Annotated in this window: 17 protein-coding genes; 11 read left to right on the forward strand and 6 right to left on the reverse strand. The window is 45.5% G+C overall.

Going from position 1 to position 17,300, the window contains the following annotated elements:
• Position 1: 1 nt before the first annotated feature.
• Positions 2-1,606, forward strand: a complete 1,605-nt coding sequence (locus tag J3P40_RS01135; RefSeq protein WP_256002016.1) for a Na+/H+ antiporter — start codon at positions 2-4, stop codon at positions 1,604-1,606.
• A gap of 32 nt (positions 1,607-1,638) precedes the next feature.
• On the opposite strand, the gene J3P40_RS01140 is transcribed toward J3P40_RS01135, so the two are convergent.
• Positions 1,639-2,178: a hypothetical protein gene (locus tag J3P40_RS01140; protein WP_256002018.1), complete on the reverse strand. Its 540-nt coding sequence runs from the start codon at positions 2,176-2,178 to the stop codon at positions 1,639-1,641.
• A 134-nt stretch (positions 2,179-2,312) separates the two neighbouring features.
• Between J3P40_RS01140 and J3P40_RS01145 the strand changes: the two genes are divergently transcribed.
• Both J3P40_RS01145 and J3P40_RS01150 read left to right on the forward strand, forming a co-directional pair.
• Positions 2,313-2,804 carry a hypothetical protein gene (locus tag J3P40_RS01145; RefSeq protein WP_256002020.1) on the forward strand — a complete coding sequence of 164 codons (492 nt, stop codon included), beginning with the start codon at positions 2,313-2,315 and terminating at the stop codon, positions 2,802-2,804.
• 10 nt (positions 2,805-2,814) lie between these two features.
• Positions 2,815-3,837, forward strand: a complete 1,023-nt coding sequence (locus J3P40_RS01150; protein ID WP_256002023.1) for a S41 family peptidase — start codon at positions 2,815-2,817, stop codon at positions 3,835-3,837.
• Between the two features lie 74 nt (positions 3,838-3,911).
• Here J3P40_RS01150 and J3P40_RS01155 read toward each other — a convergent pair whose 3' ends face one another.
• Positions 3,912-4,343, reverse strand: coding sequence for a hypothetical protein (locus J3P40_RS01155; protein WP_256002024.1), 432 nt, complete (start codon positions 4,341-4,343; stop codon positions 3,912-3,914).
• Positions 4,344-4,440: 97 nt separating this feature from the next.
• On the opposite strand from J3P40_RS01155, the gene J3P40_RS01160 reads away from it, so the two are divergent.
• The gene (locus J3P40_RS01160; RefSeq protein WP_256002025.1) at positions 4,441-4,884 is read left to right on the forward strand and encodes a hypothetical protein; all 444 of its coding nucleotides are present in this window, start codon (positions 4,441-4,443) and stop codon (positions 4,882-4,884) included.
• Positions 4,885-4,893: 9 nt separating this feature from the next.
• A complete protein-coding gene (locus J3P40_RS01165; protein ID WP_256002026.1) occupies positions 4,894-5,094 on the forward strand; it encodes a helix-turn-helix transcriptional regulator in 201 nt (66 codons plus the stop codon).
• Positions 5,095-5,626: 532 nt separating this feature from the next.
• On the opposite strand, the gene J3P40_RS01170 is transcribed toward J3P40_RS01165, so the two are convergent.
• From J3P40_RS01170 to J3P40_RS01180, 3 genes are read right to left on the reverse strand one after another with little or no spacing between them, the layout of a single operon-like run.
• A complete protein-coding gene (locus J3P40_RS01170) occupies positions 5,627-6,400 on the reverse strand; it encodes an NERD domain-containing protein (protein WP_256002027.1) in 774 nt (257 codons plus the stop codon).
• Complete coding sequence (locus J3P40_RS01175; RefSeq protein WP_373276295.1) at positions 6,390-6,662, reverse strand: restriction endonuclease; 273 nt, start codon at positions 6,660-6,662, stop codon at positions 6,390-6,392. Before J3P40_RS01175 ends, J3P40_RS01170 begins: the two co-directional genes overlap by 11 nt.
• Before the next feature lie 30 nt (positions 6,663-6,692).
• A complete protein-coding gene (locus tag J3P40_RS01180) occupies positions 6,693-8,102 on the reverse strand; it encodes a TlpA family protein disulfide reductase (protein ID WP_256002029.1) in 1,410 nt (469 codons plus the stop codon).
• Positions 8,103-8,226: 124 nt separating this feature from the next.
• Between J3P40_RS01180 and J3P40_RS01185 the strand changes: the two genes are divergently transcribed.
• The gene (locus J3P40_RS01185) at positions 8,227-8,565 is read left to right on the forward strand and encodes a DUF4180 domain-containing protein (RefSeq protein WP_256002030.1); all 339 of its coding nucleotides are present in this window, start codon (positions 8,227-8,229) and stop codon (positions 8,563-8,565) included.
• Positions 8,562-9,230, forward strand: coding sequence for a hypothetical protein (locus J3P40_RS01190; protein ID WP_256002031.1), 669 nt, complete (start codon positions 8,562-8,564; stop codon positions 9,228-9,230). The genes J3P40_RS01185 and J3P40_RS01190 overlap by 4 nt, the downstream gene beginning before the upstream one ends.
• A gap of 5 nt (positions 9,231-9,235) precedes the next feature.
• On the opposite strand, the gene J3P40_RS01195 is transcribed toward J3P40_RS01190, so the two are convergent.
• Complete coding sequence (locus tag J3P40_RS01195; RefSeq protein ID WP_256002032.1) at positions 9,236-10,294, reverse strand: TlpA family protein disulfide reductase; 1,059 nt, start codon at positions 10,292-10,294, stop codon at positions 9,236-9,238.
• Between the two features lie 166 nt (positions 10,295-10,460).
• Between J3P40_RS01195 and J3P40_RS01200 the strand changes: the two genes are divergently transcribed.
• The 4 genes from J3P40_RS01200 (at position 10,461) to J3P40_RS01215 (ending at position 17,283) form a co-directional block, all read left to right on the forward strand.
• On the forward strand, positions 10,461-10,988 hold the full coding sequence (locus J3P40_RS01200) for an RNA polymerase sigma-70 factor (protein WP_256002033.1): 528 nt from the start codon (positions 10,461-10,463) through the stop codon (positions 10,986-10,988).
• Between the two features lie 60 nt (positions 10,989-11,048).
• Positions 11,049-12,224, forward strand: coding sequence for a FecR family protein (locus J3P40_RS01205; RefSeq protein ID WP_256002034.1), 1,176 nt, complete (start codon positions 11,049-11,051; stop codon positions 12,222-12,224).
• A 279-nt stretch (positions 12,225-12,503) separates the two neighbouring features.
• On the forward strand, positions 12,504-15,830 hold the full coding sequence (locus tag J3P40_RS01210; RefSeq protein ID WP_256002035.1) for a SusC/RagA family TonB-linked outer membrane protein: 3,327 nt from the start codon (positions 12,504-12,506) through the stop codon (positions 15,828-15,830).
• Positions 15,831-15,840: 10 nt separating this feature from the next.
• Positions 15,841-17,283, forward strand: a complete 1,443-nt coding sequence (locus tag J3P40_RS01215; RefSeq protein WP_256002036.1) for a RagB/SusD family nutrient uptake outer membrane protein — start codon at positions 15,841-15,843, stop codon at positions 17,281-17,283.
• The last annotated feature ends 17 nt before the right edge of the window (positions 17,284-17,300 follow it).

Below are 17,300 nucleotides of genomic sequence, written 5' to 3' on the forward strand. Positions count from 1 at the left end.
AATGCACGAAGAACTATTTCTCATACTCGGACTCCTGTTTATCGTGATGCTGCTGGTCATGCTGGCCCAGAAGCTGCGCATCGCATATCCGATTTTTTTGGTACTGGCCGGATTGGGCATCGGATTTATCCCCGGGATACCTGTGCTCAAACTCGATCCTGAAGTCATTTTTCTCCTGTTCCTGCCTCCCTTGCTGTACGAAGCGGCCTGGTATACGTCGTGGAAAGACTTTAAGCGCTGGAAAGGCACTATCGCTTTACTGGCTTTCGGACTGGTATTCTTCACTTCGCTGGTGGTGGCCTATGCGGCTACGTCAATTATCCCCGGCTTTACGCTGGCGCTCGGGTTTCTGCTGGGCGGCATCATATCGCCTCCCGACGCGGTAGCCGCTACTACGGTCTTAAAAGGACTCAAAGTTCCCAATCGTACCATCACCATCCTGGAAGGAGAGAGTTTAGTGAACGACGCCTCTTCACTTATCGTATTCCGTTTCGCGCTGGCAGCCATCCTTACAGGAGCCTTTTCCATGCAGGTAGCCGTCGGACAGTTCTTCATGGTCGCAGGCATGGGCGTTGTAGTTGGCCTGGCGGTGGCACACGTCATGTATGCCATTCATCGCTTTCTGCCAACCTCAGCTGCTATTGATGCTACGCTGACTGTAATGACTCCTTACATACTTTTCCTGGCGGCGGAACATTTCCACTATTCGGGAGTTATGGCCGTAGTGAGCGGCGGACTTTTCATGTCGTTCCGCGCACACGAGATATTCAAAACAGGTAGCACCCGGGTCAATATGGTCAGCGTATGGCATACCCTCATTTTTGTCATGAACACGCTGGTATTCATCCTCATTGGGCTCGACCTGCCCGAAATTGTTCATGGACTGGGCTCCGTATCCATGCTGCAGGCCATTGAGTACGGGGTTTTGATCAGCGTCATCGCCATCATTATCCGGCTGCTATGGGTTTACGCTACGGCTCACGTTCCGCGCTGGTTCAGCAAAAAGCTGCGCTCCGAACAATCCGTAGGCTGGAAAAACCCACTTATCATTGGCTGGGCAGGCATGCGCGGCGTTGTGTCACTGGCAACAGCCTTATCCATTCCGCTGTACATGAACGATGGGAGTGCTTTTCCGCACCGCGACCTGATCATCTTTATCACCTTCGTGGTTATTTTCATCACCCTTGTTTTCCAGGGACTGACCCTGCCTTTTGTAATCAAGCTGACCAGGATACAAGAAATAGACCCAATACTTCCGCCACATGAGCAGCAATCGCTGATCAGGCTCCGACTCGATACCGTAGCACTCGAACACTTAAACACGCACTATGCTTCGGCAAGCGGAAATAGCCTGCTAAGGGCTTACATCGAAAAGCTGAAACACGATATGGAAGGGCATCAGCAGTTCCTAAGCTCAAGTGAGGCATGCACTAACCGGGCCTCCGAAACGGCAGAATTTCAGCAAATCATGTCCGATATCCATGACCATCAGCGCAAGGAACTGTTTAACATGAGAAAGGAAAAAACATTCACGGATGAAGCGATACGGAAAGCAGAACACCTGATAGACCTCAATGATCTGCGCATATCGGATAGTGTGGCGTGATAAATAAAGGCAAGGAAATCTACATTGAATAACTACTCGACCTTAGCAACAGTTACCGGCAGCGAGAACGCAAATTCCCGCTCGCGCTGAGGTTTTATCCAACCCTGATCTTTGCTCATAGCAATAACGAGGGTCGTCTTATCTCTAATCAACATATCTATTGCAGTGGCTGTACCATGCTTATCATCAGTATAAAACTGAAGCGTTTCCGGCTTATGAGATAATCGATTTCCCACCATCCTCTCAGTCTTCGAGCTTCTTGCGATCAGTGTGCCTTCCCGAAACACCTGATATGTGGCGATCAAAGCCTGAATTTTGATTTTCCTTTCGCCTGCATTAACCCGAATGTCGTCAACCTTCAGGTTTAAAATTAGTGTAGTTCCATCCTGTTCGCTCCGGTATGTTCCGGCTAAGTCTTTAAGGCTGTGATCCACCAGATATATATCACCAGTCAAGTGCGACTGATCGATGTTGTTAATATCAATTACCTTTATCTTTGTCTGCTCTTGTCCAAAGGATGATATTGAGAATATCGTGAATGCTGCTGCGAAGAGTAAAAAGCGTTTATTCATGGGATCTGTTTTGGCCGTTACGCAAGTTAATATAGTGAAATTATAGGACCTAGCAGAATAAGCGATTTATTCATAAATTGTCAATCAAAGAAAAGCAATATGAATATATTCAATTTCACCTCGGATAGTCAGTCATGACCAAAAGACTCGTCATCTTATATTCGATTTATTGCCTATCGTTGGCTTCATGCTCGAGAAAACCCAGCGTTAGATTCATTGATCTTGATCCAAAAGTCGACAGATTTGTTCTTGCAGCAAAGCAGGATACCGTAAAAGTTGCAACGTTTCCGATTTGCGATTTTGTTGGTACCGCCGATTGGGATCAATTTATCGTGATAGGGCCGTATGTATCGGAAAGTTTAGTGGACAGCTTAAATATCGATAACGCCGCAGCCATCAAAGAGGAGTTGAGCGAAATCCGATATAACGACGGTAAAGCTGTAGTACTTTTCGTCAAAGTCGACATAGTAAAGGTCTTGGCAACTTTATCGAGGGACAAGGCGGATGTCGTCAGCCTAATAAGCCAAGCAGATAATAACGAAACTTCGATTCCTATTTTTGATCGAAAAATCTGCGATCGCCTAATCTGGAAGGCGAACGGCAGTGTTGTATTTACAAGCAATTAAGTATGACAACATGAACAGAAAAATCTTATTATTTATCGGAACTGTATTAAGCCTCATCCATGTTTCAGCCTCTTCTCAGGAACTTAAAAGTAAAGAAATCAAATCTTTGATCGATAGTACTATCTTGATCATGAAAAAGAATTCGATAAATTCAAATCAGGTCGATTGGGTCGATGTCAGGGAGAATGCTTTACTTAAAGCACGCAATCTATCAAATGCGTACGAGCTCGGCGATGTCATGCGATACCTGTTAAGATCTGTAAATGATTTTCACGGGGCATTTTTTTACCGCGACAGTGTTTTCAGATATAGTAAAAAAGATCCCGTAATCTCTGACAGCATAAGGAATGAATGGAAAAAAAAGTCCGGTGTAAGGGCAAAAATATTGGAAGATAATATTGGGTACTTAAGGGTTCCTTCCATGCCTGGTCAGTCGAAACACAAGTTTGATTCGCTTGCGCAAAGCCTCAGTGACAGTCTTTGTTTCTTATTGAAAAGGAACCCTAAAGGAATCATTCTCGATCTGAGAACCAACGGTGGCGGGGCATTATATCCTATGGTGTTAGGTCTGGAGCCACTACTGGGTCGGGAATACATAGGATCGTTTCAAACGAAAGTAGAGTCCAAATGGCTATTGCAGGACCATAATTTTTACATAGATACATCCAAGTTAGCGAGTATACTTCCTAAATGTTCAACTGATGCCTCAACTTTACCCGTGGTGATACTTACCAGCCACGCAACTGGTAGCTCTGGAGAGTTCCTGATTATGGCGTTCAAAGGCAGGCATCACACCGTCACGTTAGGAGAGACTACCGCCGGTTATGTGACGGTTAACGATGGTTTTAAAGTAAACAATGATGCATTTATGAATCTGTCGGTTGGATACGGAAAGGATCGAAACGGAAACACTTATACTAGAGCACTGGACCCTGACATTTCAATTTCCGGTCCGGATAATTTTAACGACCTACAGCACGACAAGAAAATTATCGCTGCGTCTGGCTGGCTTAAATCTGGTATAAAACGATGAAAACTATCCTGAAAGCTTCAGGTTGTCCAAGGATGCTAATGATCGGATATAATTATGCTTACGCTCACAAAGATTTAGGCTGTAATGTACAGTGAACCATACAGACAGTACGCTTTTATTATGGCGTAGAGTATTGGCAGTAGTATAAAAAACAGAACGACCGCAAACCCTATGAACTTAGCCTTACGAGAATTAAGATACTCATCTGCCTTAAATTGCTCGTAGATCGCTCTATGTGTATTCCGCCAAAAGAATCTGAAATACGTGATCAGCATGGCCGCAATGAAGATAGAGTGAAAAATAAGTTGACCTTTGCTGCAACCGAGCCAGGAAATCATCTCTTTTCCCTCGTCTTTCTCATAAAAGAACATAAAATGAGCGGTCAGAAAAAGTGAAAAGACTACTGCACAAAATATTCCACCTACCGTAAGCGCCGGGATATCGCGTTTGTAATTGCCATGTTTGTAATAGCTGTTATATACAATGTAGAATAATTTGTTGACCATATCACAAAATACAAGAATTATCCCGCCATAAAAAGTAAAGTTTACTTGACATTATGAAATATGTATTTTACATTTGGTAAAACAAATATGATATGATATGAAAAATCAATTTCTATTACCCGCAAAGTTTAAATCTATAGGCTGGATTGGCTTCCTGTGTTTTTTAGCGCTTTCCATCGCAACGGAGTGGTACGGGTTTCAAATTCCGGGGTTTCAGATATATTATTCGGAAGACAAAATGTTCGCCGATTATAACCTCACTAACGAGTTCGCATTTGCCGGGATTATTGTGTCTCTGTTGATGATCTCACTTGCCAGGCAAGAGCGTGAAGATGAACTTATCAGAAAAATAAGATTAGAGTCCTGGCAATGGGCGGCTATTGTAAATTATGTTATCGTATTGGTCGTAATTTTTGCCACCTATGGTTTAGGATTCTTATCTATTATGACCTACAACGTAATCACCACTTTAATTGTCTTCATTGCAAGGTTTTACTATTGCTTGTATATCTTGAACAGAAATCTTGTCAAAGAAATCTAAACCTCTTTAATGAAAAATACGATAAGAATTCAACGGGCAATAAAGAACATCACCCAGGCCGAACTTGCAGACCTGGTGCAGGTATCGCGGCAAACGATCAATACATTGGAATCGGGCAAGTATATTCCGTCTACAGTACTTGCTTTAAAGATAGCTGCGGTGTTTGGGGTGGCGGTAGAAGAAGTTTTTCAACTGGAAGACGGCGATTGATTGATTAGTCTGTCAGTGTATCTAAGTGTCCTTGTAGTTTATTTATATCCTTCCAAAAAGCCTTCTTGTTTGCTCTTTCACTGAAATAAATGATTGGGAAAAAACCCGTCTGAAAAAAAAACTCCTATCAGCATAGGCAAGGATATTGCAGTTATCCAGTTCACTTTCGCTCTGAACATGACAAGCAAATTCATGTAAGCGTTCTTTGAAGATTTCTGAATCTCAATTTTATCTGCAGTGTTCGATGGTAAGTAGCTTCGAGACTAGTATTAAGCTATAACAAGACTAGACATTACTGCCCCCAAGCAGGAGCCTGATGGCAGACTAATTGGAGAATAATCACAGGCTTCTTCGCAAAAACGGGTACCTTTTGTGGATTAGTCCCGAACAAATCTGCCATTAATCTGCCATTTGGTGGACACCAGGTAGCATCTTGTACCCTATTTGGTATAATCATGAAATCATTCCGCTTGCAGCATCACTCATCAGCCCAATATACCTGCTCGAATATTCGCAGTTTAGCTACTAAGGACTATTGATTGACCGTGAATTTGCATTGCGGATAGTTGCTACATCCGAAAAACCTACCGAACCTTCCTTGTCGAGCGGTCAACGCACCGCCGCACTGTGGGCATTTGCCGTGTTGTATTGATTTGTCTCTTTCCTTAATGCGTTTTCTAATTCCTTTGATATGAGTGGCGCGGTCATACGTTCCACTTAAGTTAACAGCCGTTAATTTCGCAAAGATGGTTTCCTTTTCAGCCTGCGAAAGCCGGGTCTCTGAAGACTGCTTGATTACACTAGTTAGTTGAGAAGAATAGATTACAAACGCATCTGTCTCGACTTTAATGGCCGACCTATTAGAGAAAACGACTATCGGTACGTAGGTTATGTTTGGGAAATTGTAAAGATGATGTTTTAACGCGGCAATGTGCGCCTGGTTTTGCCTTAGCGGGTTATATAGTTTCTCCTTGCGCTTATAAATAACCTGCATCCAGTACTCGGAGTGCTCGTTTCCGACAATCCAGCCCTTCACATTTTTGGTCTCAATGACAAAAACTCCGAAGTCAGAAATTACCACGTGGTCGATCTGAGAGGTCCGACCATTCACTTCCAGGACCAGATTGTTAATTACTTTGTATTTATATCGGCTTAAGCCATTCAGGCGCAAAGCTATTTTCCGCTCTCCAAGCGCTCCTTTGATACGCGGTTTAAATATTCTGTACAAGCCTGCAAGAATGAAAGCCATCCCGAGCGGCCAGTACTGCTGTATAATGGCATAAACATCTATCAATTTATTCCTCAAAATAATCGCTGTCTATACGCTTAATTTCAAAAGTCTGGATTGTAGACACGCCGAGACTATAATCAATCATGTATTCTGCAAGCTCCTGACCATCGATGAGGATTACTTTTTTTGAGATCGTCTTGACGTACTCACGTGCGGTATTGGCGAAAGTTGATGTTGTAATAAAAATACCTTTGTTCGCTCGCTGGCCCTCCAAGGCTCCCACAAACGATTGTATATCCTCGTGAATGGTCATCTTACTACAAATTGTGACTAAGATAAACTAATATCTGCATATGTTAATAGATTACTACTCTCGCAACAGCTGCTCGATTATGCCGTTGTCGTTTAGCAAGTCTTTTGAAGACGTCGCCGAATATTCTCGTATCTTGCCTTTTTTGTCAACAATCATGTACCGTGGGATGGAATGCACTTGAAACTTTGGAGAAATCTCTTCATAGGTTCCCCGAACATTTACGCCACTGATGCCATACTTATCAATAAGCTTACGCCATGTTGAAATATCTGCATCCAGACAGACATTTACAACGGCAAGGTCTGAATCGTTCGCGAACCGGGCATTGAACGCCGGACGGTGCAGCTCAAATTCTTTTAGGCATGGTGCACAGCTGGTAGCCCAAAAAGTGACATAAATCACTTTCCCCTCGAACGAATCGAAGCCGTACTCCTTTCCGTCGATACTTATCAGTTTCACTTTCGGGATTTTATTGTCAAGCGTCGAGATTACCTGATCTCTGAAACCACGCAATAAGCGTTTAAATTGCGGATCTTTTATATCGGCAAGCGACTTCTCCAAAACGTTTTGAGCTTCTGTGAAGTCGTAATTTTTAAAAGCATCTATGCTAATTGATGTTAGATACCAGTCCCGAATAAACTCGTCTGCTATTTTACTGGATTTCCGATAGTCTATCCAGGGAGCGGCTTTCTTTGCGTCGCCATACTTCCCATACAGAGCGTCGTCCGTTGAATCTCGGATAAAGAATCTGTGCCTCAAGTATGTGCGGTAAAAGTCAGAGTTTTCAACTAATTTCCTGGAGACTATTCCCATAGGATCCTCAGATTCTGACAGTAAATTCGATTTGGTGACTTTGGAGAAACGTAGCTTCTGATAATCCTTAACCTCAGTAGTCTTCATATAAAGCAGGTGACTAAAATACAGGTCAGCATAGTATTTGAACGCGTTGGGACCTAGCACTCCCTGCGATTCGTCAATTCTCTTTGCGTGTCTGTCTAGGTTTTTTTGAAAAGCTCCATATGCAGAATCTTGAGAGATCTGCTTTTCGTTAACGGCTTTAGCTAACATAGCAACATCGTATATCATCTCACCGTTGTAGGTGAAATCAAACCTGTATCTTTTGGAAATTTCGGGCGTAATTCCAGTGAGGGAAATCAGTTTTTGAGAGGATGCGTCGTAATTAAATATGATATGATCACCAGGTTCGATATATAACTGGTAAATTTTATCTGCCAGAACCATCGTCAATGCTTCGTTACCCAAAAGCTTAGACTGGTAATAAAAGGCACCACCAGTATCTGTGGACACTATTTCAATAACATTGGTGTAGGCGCCTATTCTATTAATTGTGAACGTCTTGCCGCCCAGGTTTTGGATTTTACCTTCCAAAATAAAATCTGCTGCCAAAGCAATATTAGATGCAAAGCATATTAAAAGAAGGACAAGGTTAAATTTCAGTTTCATAGAGCAGCATTAATTGCGTTTGAGGTCATTTTATCAAACTTAATAAATTTGCATCGGATTCATCTATTTAAAATCTCGCGAGTGTTGCTGCCTGCCACTTCCAAAAATTCGATATATTAGCCATATGCAAATTATCGCTCACAACACAGACAACATCAACACTGCCGAACTTGTAAGCAGCGATATTCTGATTAATAACCCGGAAGACACGCTTCAACTCATCGTAGATTTGTATTATCAGGACTACGACCGTATTGTGGTTTCAGAAAAAAACATCGCTCCGGAATTTTTTGACTTGAAGACAGGTCTGGCTGGCGAGATATTACAGAAGTTTGTGAACTATAAAATGCGGCTGGTTATTGTTGGAGACTTCGAAAAATATACTTCACAGAGTATGAAAGACTTCATTTTCGAAAGTAATAAAGGAATTCAAATAAATTTTGTCAAATCATTTGATCTATGATCCCTCATTTACACATTGAGCCTGACAGCCCTTCGCCACTCACTGGACTGATCCGTGCCGTTCAGGAATATTACCCGGTGGGCTATCAGATAATGAATGAGCAATTTGAAGGTTTCCAGAAAGTGAAGAATATCGTCGGCGACAAAATAACTCTGCTGATGAATAACACGCTCCCTGAGCATGTTAACAGGCTTACAGATCAACTAAACGACAGCTTCGACGGTCTGGAAGTCTATAATTTTTTTTCTCGTCAGTTTCCCAGTTATACGGGGTCTATTGTTTTGTCTGACACAAAATCGGAGCGTAATGAGCGCACAGTAATGCTTACGTTCAACATTTCACTTCTGACCAATTGCTATACTTTTTTCGTTGAGGAGCACATCAAGTATCGGGATATTGTTCATTACGGCCATCCGGCAAGAACCGTAGCCGTATCTCGCCTGAGCCAGACAAATCGGGAAGCTTTGGATGCTATCGAAAAGCTGGATAACGTCATTTTATCCTGCTTCCCTGATTACATTTTTGCTGATCATTGCCTGTTATTCAATACCCAAGTGAGTGGTGTACCATACTCGGAAGATGGCTGTGGTCCAGACACGAAATTCCCTTTGTACAGGTTTTTATTTGATATGAGCTCTTACCCTGCGGCTCAAGTGTTTCCGTAAGCCTGTCACAGCAGCTCACCCGCGGCCTTCCGGTCAGCTTCTTCTGCTTTCTCAATATCGCCTGCTCGCCGGTACATTAGGGCCATTTTCTTGTACTTAACAGGCACGTTTCCATATTCGGGATACGGATTTTCATCTATCCATGCTTGGTAACATGCGGCGCCAAATCTGTAAATCTCTTGCTGTATATCCAGCTTATCAAACTCTTCTTCAATCAATGCTGCGAATGTCAAATACGAAGGATCTTCACGCTCATAAGCTAGAACTTCTCGGGCAAAGTCGATGGCCCTCTGCTGATCGGTCTCTAATAATGCCGAAAACCTGAATGAGGCAAAATTCCCATAATATTTCAGCGTTGGTATGTGTTTCACCATTTCATCCAGGATCATCAATATGGAATCGGGAGTGGTCCTGACCTGCTTATAGGTATTACCCGGTATATCGACTTCCACACGGTCGGTTCTTCTAAGAAATTCGGCTATGGATACAGAATTCAGTTGCCGCAGATATCGTTGGTCGGTCAGCTTAATCCTTGCAAGTTCAGGGCTCCAGGTTTTGTTTAAAATTTTGGTAAGCACACTGTCCAGGTATTTAGGGTGACCAATCCAGTCGAGCCTGCCATCGTTCACGATAAAGATCGTCGGTATTCCATAGGTTCCCGAGGTATCCAGCCAGTTTTTCGACATAAACTTACCCTCTTCTATACCCACATGGAAGTTCATTTTATCACCCATCGTGTCTACGAGCTTCTTTATGTCTGCGATGGGGACATCCTCCTTTTCGTAGACGTCAATAGCCAGAAACGTCGCCTTGTCTTTATACTTCTCTGCCAGTTTTGATGTGTGGGGCATGGTAACCTTACAGGGTACGCACCAGGTGGCCCAAAAATCGATTACATAAATCTTCTCCTTTTCAAAGGCGGTAACAGGAGTGCCCTTTATCCAATGCTTAACCTTAATTGCAGGTGCGGGGTCGCCTATATTGAGATGATAAGTTGGAAGGACCTGGGCGACGGCAACGGTTGCCCAAAGCATCCAAAAAGAGAAGAGCAGTCCAGTTTTCATAGAGACCTTATTGGCTTAGTTTTGTGCGTAGCTGTACTTACACAAGATAAGAAATATTTCAAGAATCCGAGCTTAATAGTTTCCGCCTACCTGAGATTGAAAATAATTGTATAGACTTGCTTTAATTTCTTAGTAAATTTAAACTTGGGATGTTCATCAGGTATTTATGCAAGTTGGGGATTTAGCTGCTGTTTTTGACCGCTATTACGATAGGCTGGTTTATTTCTGCTATAAAATTGTGGCAGATAAGGAGCAGGCCCGGGATATTGCGCAGGATGCCTTTTTGAAATACTGGCAGCAGGCAAATTCGGTAGCGGAGAATGAGACTGCCATCAAGAATTTCCTTTACAGCACGGTCCATAACGCGGCTCTTAACGTCATCAGGCACGGCAAGGTGGTGGATAAGCATCTGGAGCGACAGGACAAGGAGGAGCCGCGCGAGCCTGATGTTATGGAGGCGATGATCAGCGCAGAGGTTATCGCGGAAATTCACTGCGCTATTGAATCGCTGCCGGAACAGTATAGGCAGATTTCCAGAATGAGCTATTTCGAGGGCAAAAAGAACCAGGAGATTGCAGACGAGCTGTGCATGTCGGTAAACACCGTAAAAAAACAAAAACAGAAGGCTTTGGAGCTTTTGAGGTTGAAACTGAGACCGGAAATGTTCGCCTTGTTCCTATGTGTTTTTAAATAATTCTTCATTTCGTTATCCACTTTTATTTTTTGGGTGTCTTTATTGTAAAGCGACCAAAAAATGGAGAACTACAGCAAATACTACGCTTACGGGCAACTGATCTTGAGGCATTTGAAGGGGGAGCTTGATCTGGCGGAACAAGCTGAACTTGATCGGTGGCTGAATGAGGACTCCAGGAACCGGGAGATTTTTGAACGCTTGACGGAGGAAGACTGTGTATCGGCAGAGCTGGAACTGTTTGCGGGCAGTGATAAGGAGGCGGCCAGACGGGCATTGATTTCCAGGCTTGTTCCGGCCAAATCGGTTCGCCTGTGGCCCCGCATCGCTGTTGCTGCGGCATCGGTTATTGCTATTATCGGCTTGGTGCTGTTTTTTAATGCGCCGGATTCTTCGGACATCAAGGGGAAGCAACTTTCAAAATATGACGGCATACATCCTGGTGAAAACCGCGCAACGCTTACACTGTCAAACGGCAAGACCATAGCTTTGAACAGCAGCAAGACCGGTGTTTTGGTCGACGCCACTACAATAACCTATGCAGACGGCTCGGAGCTTGACGGTCTGGCAGCCCGGGAAGCGGATGCTGCGACGATGGTGTCGACGCCTCGCGGCGGAACCTATCAGGTGATCCTGCCCGATGGTTCGAAAGTCTGGCTGAACGCTTCTTCTTCACTCAAATTCCCTGCTAGTTTCGCAAATACACAGCAAAGGGAGATTTATCTGCAGGGCGAGGGCTATTTTGAGGTTGCCAAAGACAAGAGCCGGCCGTTTGTTGTACACGCGGCCGGGCAGGTGGTAAGGGTGCTCGGGACACATTTTAACCTTAACGCTTATGGCGACGAGCCTGTTGTGAAGACGACCTTGCTGGAGGGCTCTGTTGTAATTGTGCCGGATAAGACCATAGACGATACGGAGTCTGCCTTACTAAAGCCAGGGCAGCAGGCGGTGTTTAAGGCCGGGCAGCTCAAAATCTCTGATGCAGATACGGAACAGGCGGTGGCATGGAAAAATGGATTTTTCATATTTAAGAACCAGACCTTACCGGAAATCATGAAGGAGGTTGCCCGCTGGTACGATATAGAGGTGAGATATGAGGGTTACAAGAGCAATCTGACCTTCAGCGGCACCTTGCCCAGAAACACGGACATCTCGGCTATATTCCGGATGCTGAATGCCACGGAAAACATCAGGCTTGAGGTTCGCGGCAAGGTCATCACCATCTACGAATCAAACTAAAATAAACAACTAACAGAATACTTAACCAACCAAACCAAAAACTATGAAACAGATCTACAGCAATCATTGCCGCGGCTAAAGGTTAGGCGTAAAAAAACCGGGAGTGTGCAACCACTTCCGGCTCTTCGGCTTAATCATTAAATGAATTAATGAATTTTTCACCATATGATGATGGCTGTTCAGGCAGTCATATGGCGAAGCAACCTAAACAAATGTATGAAATTTTATGCTAGAAAATCATGCAGGTCGCGGACCTGTATGCCTCAAATTTTGCGCGTGATGAAACTAACCGTTGTACTGTTAACCGCAGTAATACTGCATGTTAGCGCAAGCAGTAAGGCCCAGCGGGTAACGCTGAATTTAAAGAATGCGCAGCTTAGCCAGGTCTTTAAGGAAATTATGACCCAGACTGGCTATGGTTTCTTTTATACCGATGTGCTGATCGAAAAGACGAAACCGGTGACGGTTATAGGGCGCAACCTTGATGTAAGATCGGTGCTTCAGCAGGTGCTGAAAAATCAGTCGCTGAACTTCAGCATCGATGACAAGATCATCGTGATTAGAAAAGGCCAGCAAACACCGCTGGTGCAGAAACCGGCAGCCCCTATTGTGGTGGGCAGGGTAACCGACAAATATGCTGTGCCGCTTGCAGGGGTTACCGTTACCGTGAAAGACACGCGACTCAATACGGCGACTAACAAAGACGGTATTTTTGTGATCAGCCCACCTCAGGAATCCAGCATCCTTGTGTTTACCTACGTAGGTTATAAAACCCTGGAGATCGCGGCAAACGACCCTAAAGTAAAAGCCATTGTGATGATGGAAGATATTGCGGATCTGGATCAGGTGCAGGTGCTGGGCTACAGTACCACCACAAAAAGACTGAATACCGGAAGTACGACAACGATCAGGGCAGAAGAGCTTCAAAAAAACCCGGTCCCGAATGTGCTCCAGGCGCTTGCCTACCGCGTGCCCGGCTTGTCGGTAAACCAGACCACCGGTGTGCACGATGGTGGATTTAAGGTACGGGTAAGGGGTATTAACGGTTTTAATGCAGTCGATCCTCTGTATATCATCGACGGTGTGCCTTACCCCGCGGGCGGAAATAATGGCAACAATGTGGGCCTGATTGGCGGTCTGCCTGTGCTGGGTGAAATCAACCTGAGCAGAAACGGGACGTCTGGCACAGGAATGACCGTTGGTGGAAACGCCATGAATTACATCAACATGAACGACATTGAGAGTATTGATGTGTTAAAAGACGCGGCTTCTACCTCGGTATATGGCTCAAGCGGTGCATATGGTGTCATCCTCATCACCACCAAAAGGGCCAAGGGTGGTAAACCACGTTTGGATATAAACCTGAACAGGGGTATTGAGGTAAGGGGAACACGCCTGGATCTACTGAATACGGCCGATTATCTGGCAATGCGGCGTGAGGCGCTTAGAAACGATGGCTTGTCGCCGACCGCTGTTGACGTGGACATCAATGGTACGTATCCCGAAGACCGCTACACGAACTTTCAGAAGGAGCTGCAAGGTCGTGCCGCAGCGTCCAATAGGGTAAGCGCCAGTTATTCGGGCGGTGCAAACGGCACCAACTACCTGATATCGGGTACATATAACTCCTATGAGGACATACAAACTTCGAAGGGCGGCATCAACGAAGGGACGGTGCGCATGAATCTGAACTCGGTGACTCCCGATAATAAGTTTAGTGTGAACGTTTCGGCGAGCTATGGATCGAAGATAAACGACATGGTGCATTTTGATTTTTCGGGCGACGGGAATTTCACCAGGGCGCCTAATGGCCCGGCTACAATTCTGCCCGACGGTAGTGTAAACTGGGAAATCCCTCAAAACACGGCCGGACTGAGAAACTCAATGTATAGAGGACTAACCAACAACCTCATCGGAAGCACCAACCTGGTCTTCAGACCTGTAAAGGGCCTTAGCCTGAAAGCTGATTTCGGATATAACTTGTTAGACATGAGCGAGCTGAGTGCCATTCCGACCACAGCTTTTGATCCGAGAACACAAAATGTTAATCAGCAGACCAACAGCGTTATCAATACTTTCGGCATCCGGACATGGACCGTTGAACCAGGAGCTATTTATACCACTAAAGCGGGCGCTAAAGGTACGCTTACCCTCCGCGCAATAGCGAGCTTTACCGACCGCCTGCAAAACAGGCAGGAGATTAAGGGTGTGGGTTTTAACTCGGACGCCTTGTTGAGAAATCCTTCTTCGGGTTCTACCCAGACCATGACTGAACTCACCACCCCTCAGGCAAGAAAGATGGGCTACATCGGCCTGCTGAATTACAACTGGAGTAATAAGTTTATTGGTGACTTTAGTGTCCGTTATGATGGTTCTGCATCATTCGGCCCGGACAGGCGCTTTGGCACCTTTGCTGCGGGCGGGCTGAGTTATATCTTCACCGAGGAGAAATGGATCAAAGAGCATTTCCCAGTCTTAAGTTTCGGTAAGCTGAGGGCAAGTATGGGCACTGCGGGTGGAGATGGCATTCCTCCTTTCAGCTATCTCGGAAACTTTAGTTCGGGCTTGCCTTACCTGGGTAAGACCACTTTGCAGCCTTCGCGCCTTTCCAACCCTGAACTGGGATGGGAAGAAAACAAGAAAACAGACATTGGACTCGATCTGGGCTTTTTTAAGGAGCGCATACTGTTGCAGGCTGTTGTTTATAAAAACAGGACAACTAACCAGCTTATCCAAAACCCTGTTTCGAGTGTAACGGGGTTCACCAGCGTGAGGGCTAACACGCCGGCAATACTGCAGAACCGTGGTGTGGAAACGACGTTGACGACCAGGAATTTTGATGGTAGGGATTTCAGCTGGACTTCGAACATCATATTTACTACGGGCGACAGCAAGCTGGTGTACTTTCCGGAAGACCTGACCACGCCGGATATTTCATGGAGGGTGGGGCAATCAGTCACAGCCATCCGCGTGTATGAATATGCGGGTGTAGATCCCGAGACCGGCCTGTACAACTTCATTAACCGTGAGGGTGTTAAAGATCCGTTTACCGGCTTTGTATTCTTAGGCGGTAAGGCGCTCGATCAGGTGCTTGACAGGACCCAGACCGTAGAATTGTTCCCAAAGTACGAGGGCAGCATTAGCAATACGATCCGTTACAAGTCGGTGTCGCTCGACTTTACATTCTCATTGATCAACAAAATGGGCAGGAACTACCTGGGGCAACAGGGTTTGATGCCGGGAAGGATCAACACAAATACCACCTATCATGTATATAATAAACGCTGGCAGAACCCCGGTGATGTTGCAGAAGTGGCTAAACTGACCACTAATACGCTGACGTCGGTGCTTGGTCAGAATAACTTTAACAACAGTACCGGCGCATACGAGCGTATCATATTTTCAAAGCTTCAAAATGTGCAGCTTGCCTATTCGCTCTCGCCTGAACTTCTGAAAAAACTAAAACTCACGCGTGCGAGCGTTGTACTTCAGGGGCAGAATTTGCTGACCATCTCAAAATATGGCTCGCTGGACCCGGAGAATATGAGTGCGGGTAATTTGCCGCAGATGCGGATATACAATTTAGGTCTAAATGTTTCTTTATAAACTGAATACTATGAAAACCAATATAATAAGAAGATCGATGCTGGTAACAGCGCTACTCTTTTTGAGCCTGGCTTTTGGTGGCTGCAAAAAGTTCCTTGATATTGATCTTCCTTCAGATACCATAGCTGGCGAAAATGCATTTGTCAGCGACGCCTCCTCCTCGGCGGTTGTGTCGGGAATTTTCCTGAACATGATGAGCAACACCTATTTCACGTCGAACAGCATAGGCCTGAAAGCGGGTTTGTATGCAGACGAATTGCAGAACCTGGATGTGAATGCCACCAGCAACGAGGCTTTTTACAAAAATGCGCTCAACGCCGGCATAGTTACGCAATGGGAAGGCTTATACCGGGAATTGTATAAGTGTAATGTGGCCATCAAGGGCATCAAGGAAAGCTCTGGCCTGAGCAGTAAAAACCAATGGCTGGGCGAGAGTCTGGTGTGCAGGGCGACCCTGTATTTTTACCTGGTCAACCTGTTTGGTGATGTACCTCTGGCCCTAACGCCGGACCATAACGTAAATAATAAATTGTCGAGAGCCCCGCGCGAGCAGGTATATCAGCAGATGATCCTGGACCTGAAAGAGGCGCAATCGCTCTTGGGCACGGCCTATACGGATGGATTTGCACAGCCAACAAGCACTCGCGGCAGGCCAAATCGCTATGCGGCGACAGCACTTCTTGCAAGAGTGTACTTGTACACGGGCGACTGGGCCAGCGCGGAGGCGGAGGCGACAAGTGTGATTGAAGCGGGCACTTCGGTGTTCGACCTCGTTCCGCATGCCAGCGCCTTTTTAGCGAACAGTAAGGAAACCATCTGGGCTTTGTCGCCCCCTGCTACAGGGCTGGCGCCCGACTATAATCTGTACAATGCCGGTGCGCCGGCGATAGTGGCTACACCGGCAGCGCTTACAGTAAAAACGCCGCTGAGCCAATCGCTGATCAATGCCTTTGAACCAGGCGACCTCCGTTTTACGGAGTGGGTGAGGAGAGCAACCACCACTACTCCAGCCAGCACATATTACTATCCTAATAAATATAAATCGGCGGTACCCGGAGCAGAATATCAAATCTTGCTGAGAATCGGCGAGCAATACCTGATCAGGGCCGAGGCGCGTGCACAGCGTAATAATGTTGCGGGTGCCGTGCAGGATTTGAATGCCATTCGGGCGAGGTCCAGAGCGGCAGTTCCAGGAGCACTCCCTGATTATGCGGCAACGATCGGTCAGGACGCCTGCCTGGCCGCCGTGGCCAAAGAACGACGGACGGAACTGTTTGCAGAGTTTGGCAGTCGCTTCTTCGATCTGAAAAGAACGGCTGCAATCACAGCTGTGATGACTGCAGAGGCAGTAGTTAAAGGCGGTGCGGAATGGCAGAATGAGATGCAATTCTGGCCGATCCGTGTAGAAGACACCAGGTTAAATCCTAATCTTAAGCAAACGCCAGGCTATTAATCCATAATCAAGTTACA

Origin of the sequence: Pedobacter deserti (genome assembly GCF_024436415.1) — a bacterium.
In the GTDB taxonomy this organism is placed as follows: Bacteria; Bacteroidota; Bacteroidia; order Sphingobacteriales; family Sphingobacteriaceae; genus Pedobacter; species Pedobacter faecalis.

Bases quoted from the DNA above. Each gene is read 5' to 3' on its own strand.
- J3P40_RS01135 (WP_256002016.1), top strand. From the start codon at position 2: ATGCACGAAGAACTATTTCTCATACTCGGACTCCTGTTTATCGTGATG.
- J3P40_RS01140 (WP_256002018.1), bottom strand. From the start codon at position 2,178: ATGAATAAACGCTTTTTACTCTTCGCAGCAGCATTCACGATATTCTCA.
- J3P40_RS01145 (WP_256002020.1), top strand. From the start codon at position 2,313: ATGACCAAAAGACTCGTCATCTTATATTCGATTTATTGCCTATCGTTG.
- J3P40_RS01150 (WP_256002023.1), top strand. From the start codon at position 2,815: ATGAACAGAAAAATCTTATTATTTATCGGAACTGTATTAAGCCTCATC.
- J3P40_RS01155 (WP_256002024.1), bottom strand. From the start codon at position 4,343: ATGGTCAACAAATTATTCTACATTGTATATAACAGCTATTACAAACAT.
- J3P40_RS01160 (WP_256002025.1), top strand. From the start codon at position 4,441: ATGAAAAATCAATTTCTATTACCCGCAAAGTTTAAATCTATAGGCTGG.
- J3P40_RS01165 (WP_256002026.1), top strand. From the start codon at position 4,894: ATGAAAAATACGATAAGAATTCAACGGGCAATAAAGAACATCACCCAG.
- J3P40_RS01180 (WP_256002029.1), bottom strand. From the start codon at position 8,102: ATGAAACTGAAATTTAACCTTGTCCTTCTTTTAATATGCTTTGCATCT.
- J3P40_RS01185 (WP_256002030.1), top strand. From the start codon at position 8,227: ATGCAAATTATCGCTCACAACACAGACAACATCAACACTGCCGAACTT.
- J3P40_RS01190 (WP_256002031.1), top strand. From the start codon at position 8,562: ATGATCCCTCATTTACACATTGAGCCTGACAGCCCTTCGCCACTCACT.
- J3P40_RS01195 (WP_256002032.1), bottom strand. From the start codon at position 10,294: ATGAAAACTGGACTGCTCTTCTCTTTTTGGATGCTTTGGGCAACCGTT.
- J3P40_RS01200 (WP_256002033.1), top strand. From the start codon at position 10,461: ATGCAAGTTGGGGATTTAGCTGCTGTTTTTGACCGCTATTACGATAGG.
- J3P40_RS01205 (WP_256002034.1), top strand. From the start codon at position 11,049: ATGGAGAACTACAGCAAATACTACGCTTACGGGCAACTGATCTTGAGG.
- J3P40_RS01210 (WP_256002035.1), top strand. From the start codon at position 12,504: ATGAAACTAACCGTTGTACTGTTAACCGCAGTAATACTGCATGTTAGC.
- J3P40_RS01215 (WP_256002036.1), top strand. From the start codon at position 15,841: ATGAAAACCAATATAATAAGAAGATCGATGCTGGTAACAGCGCTACTC.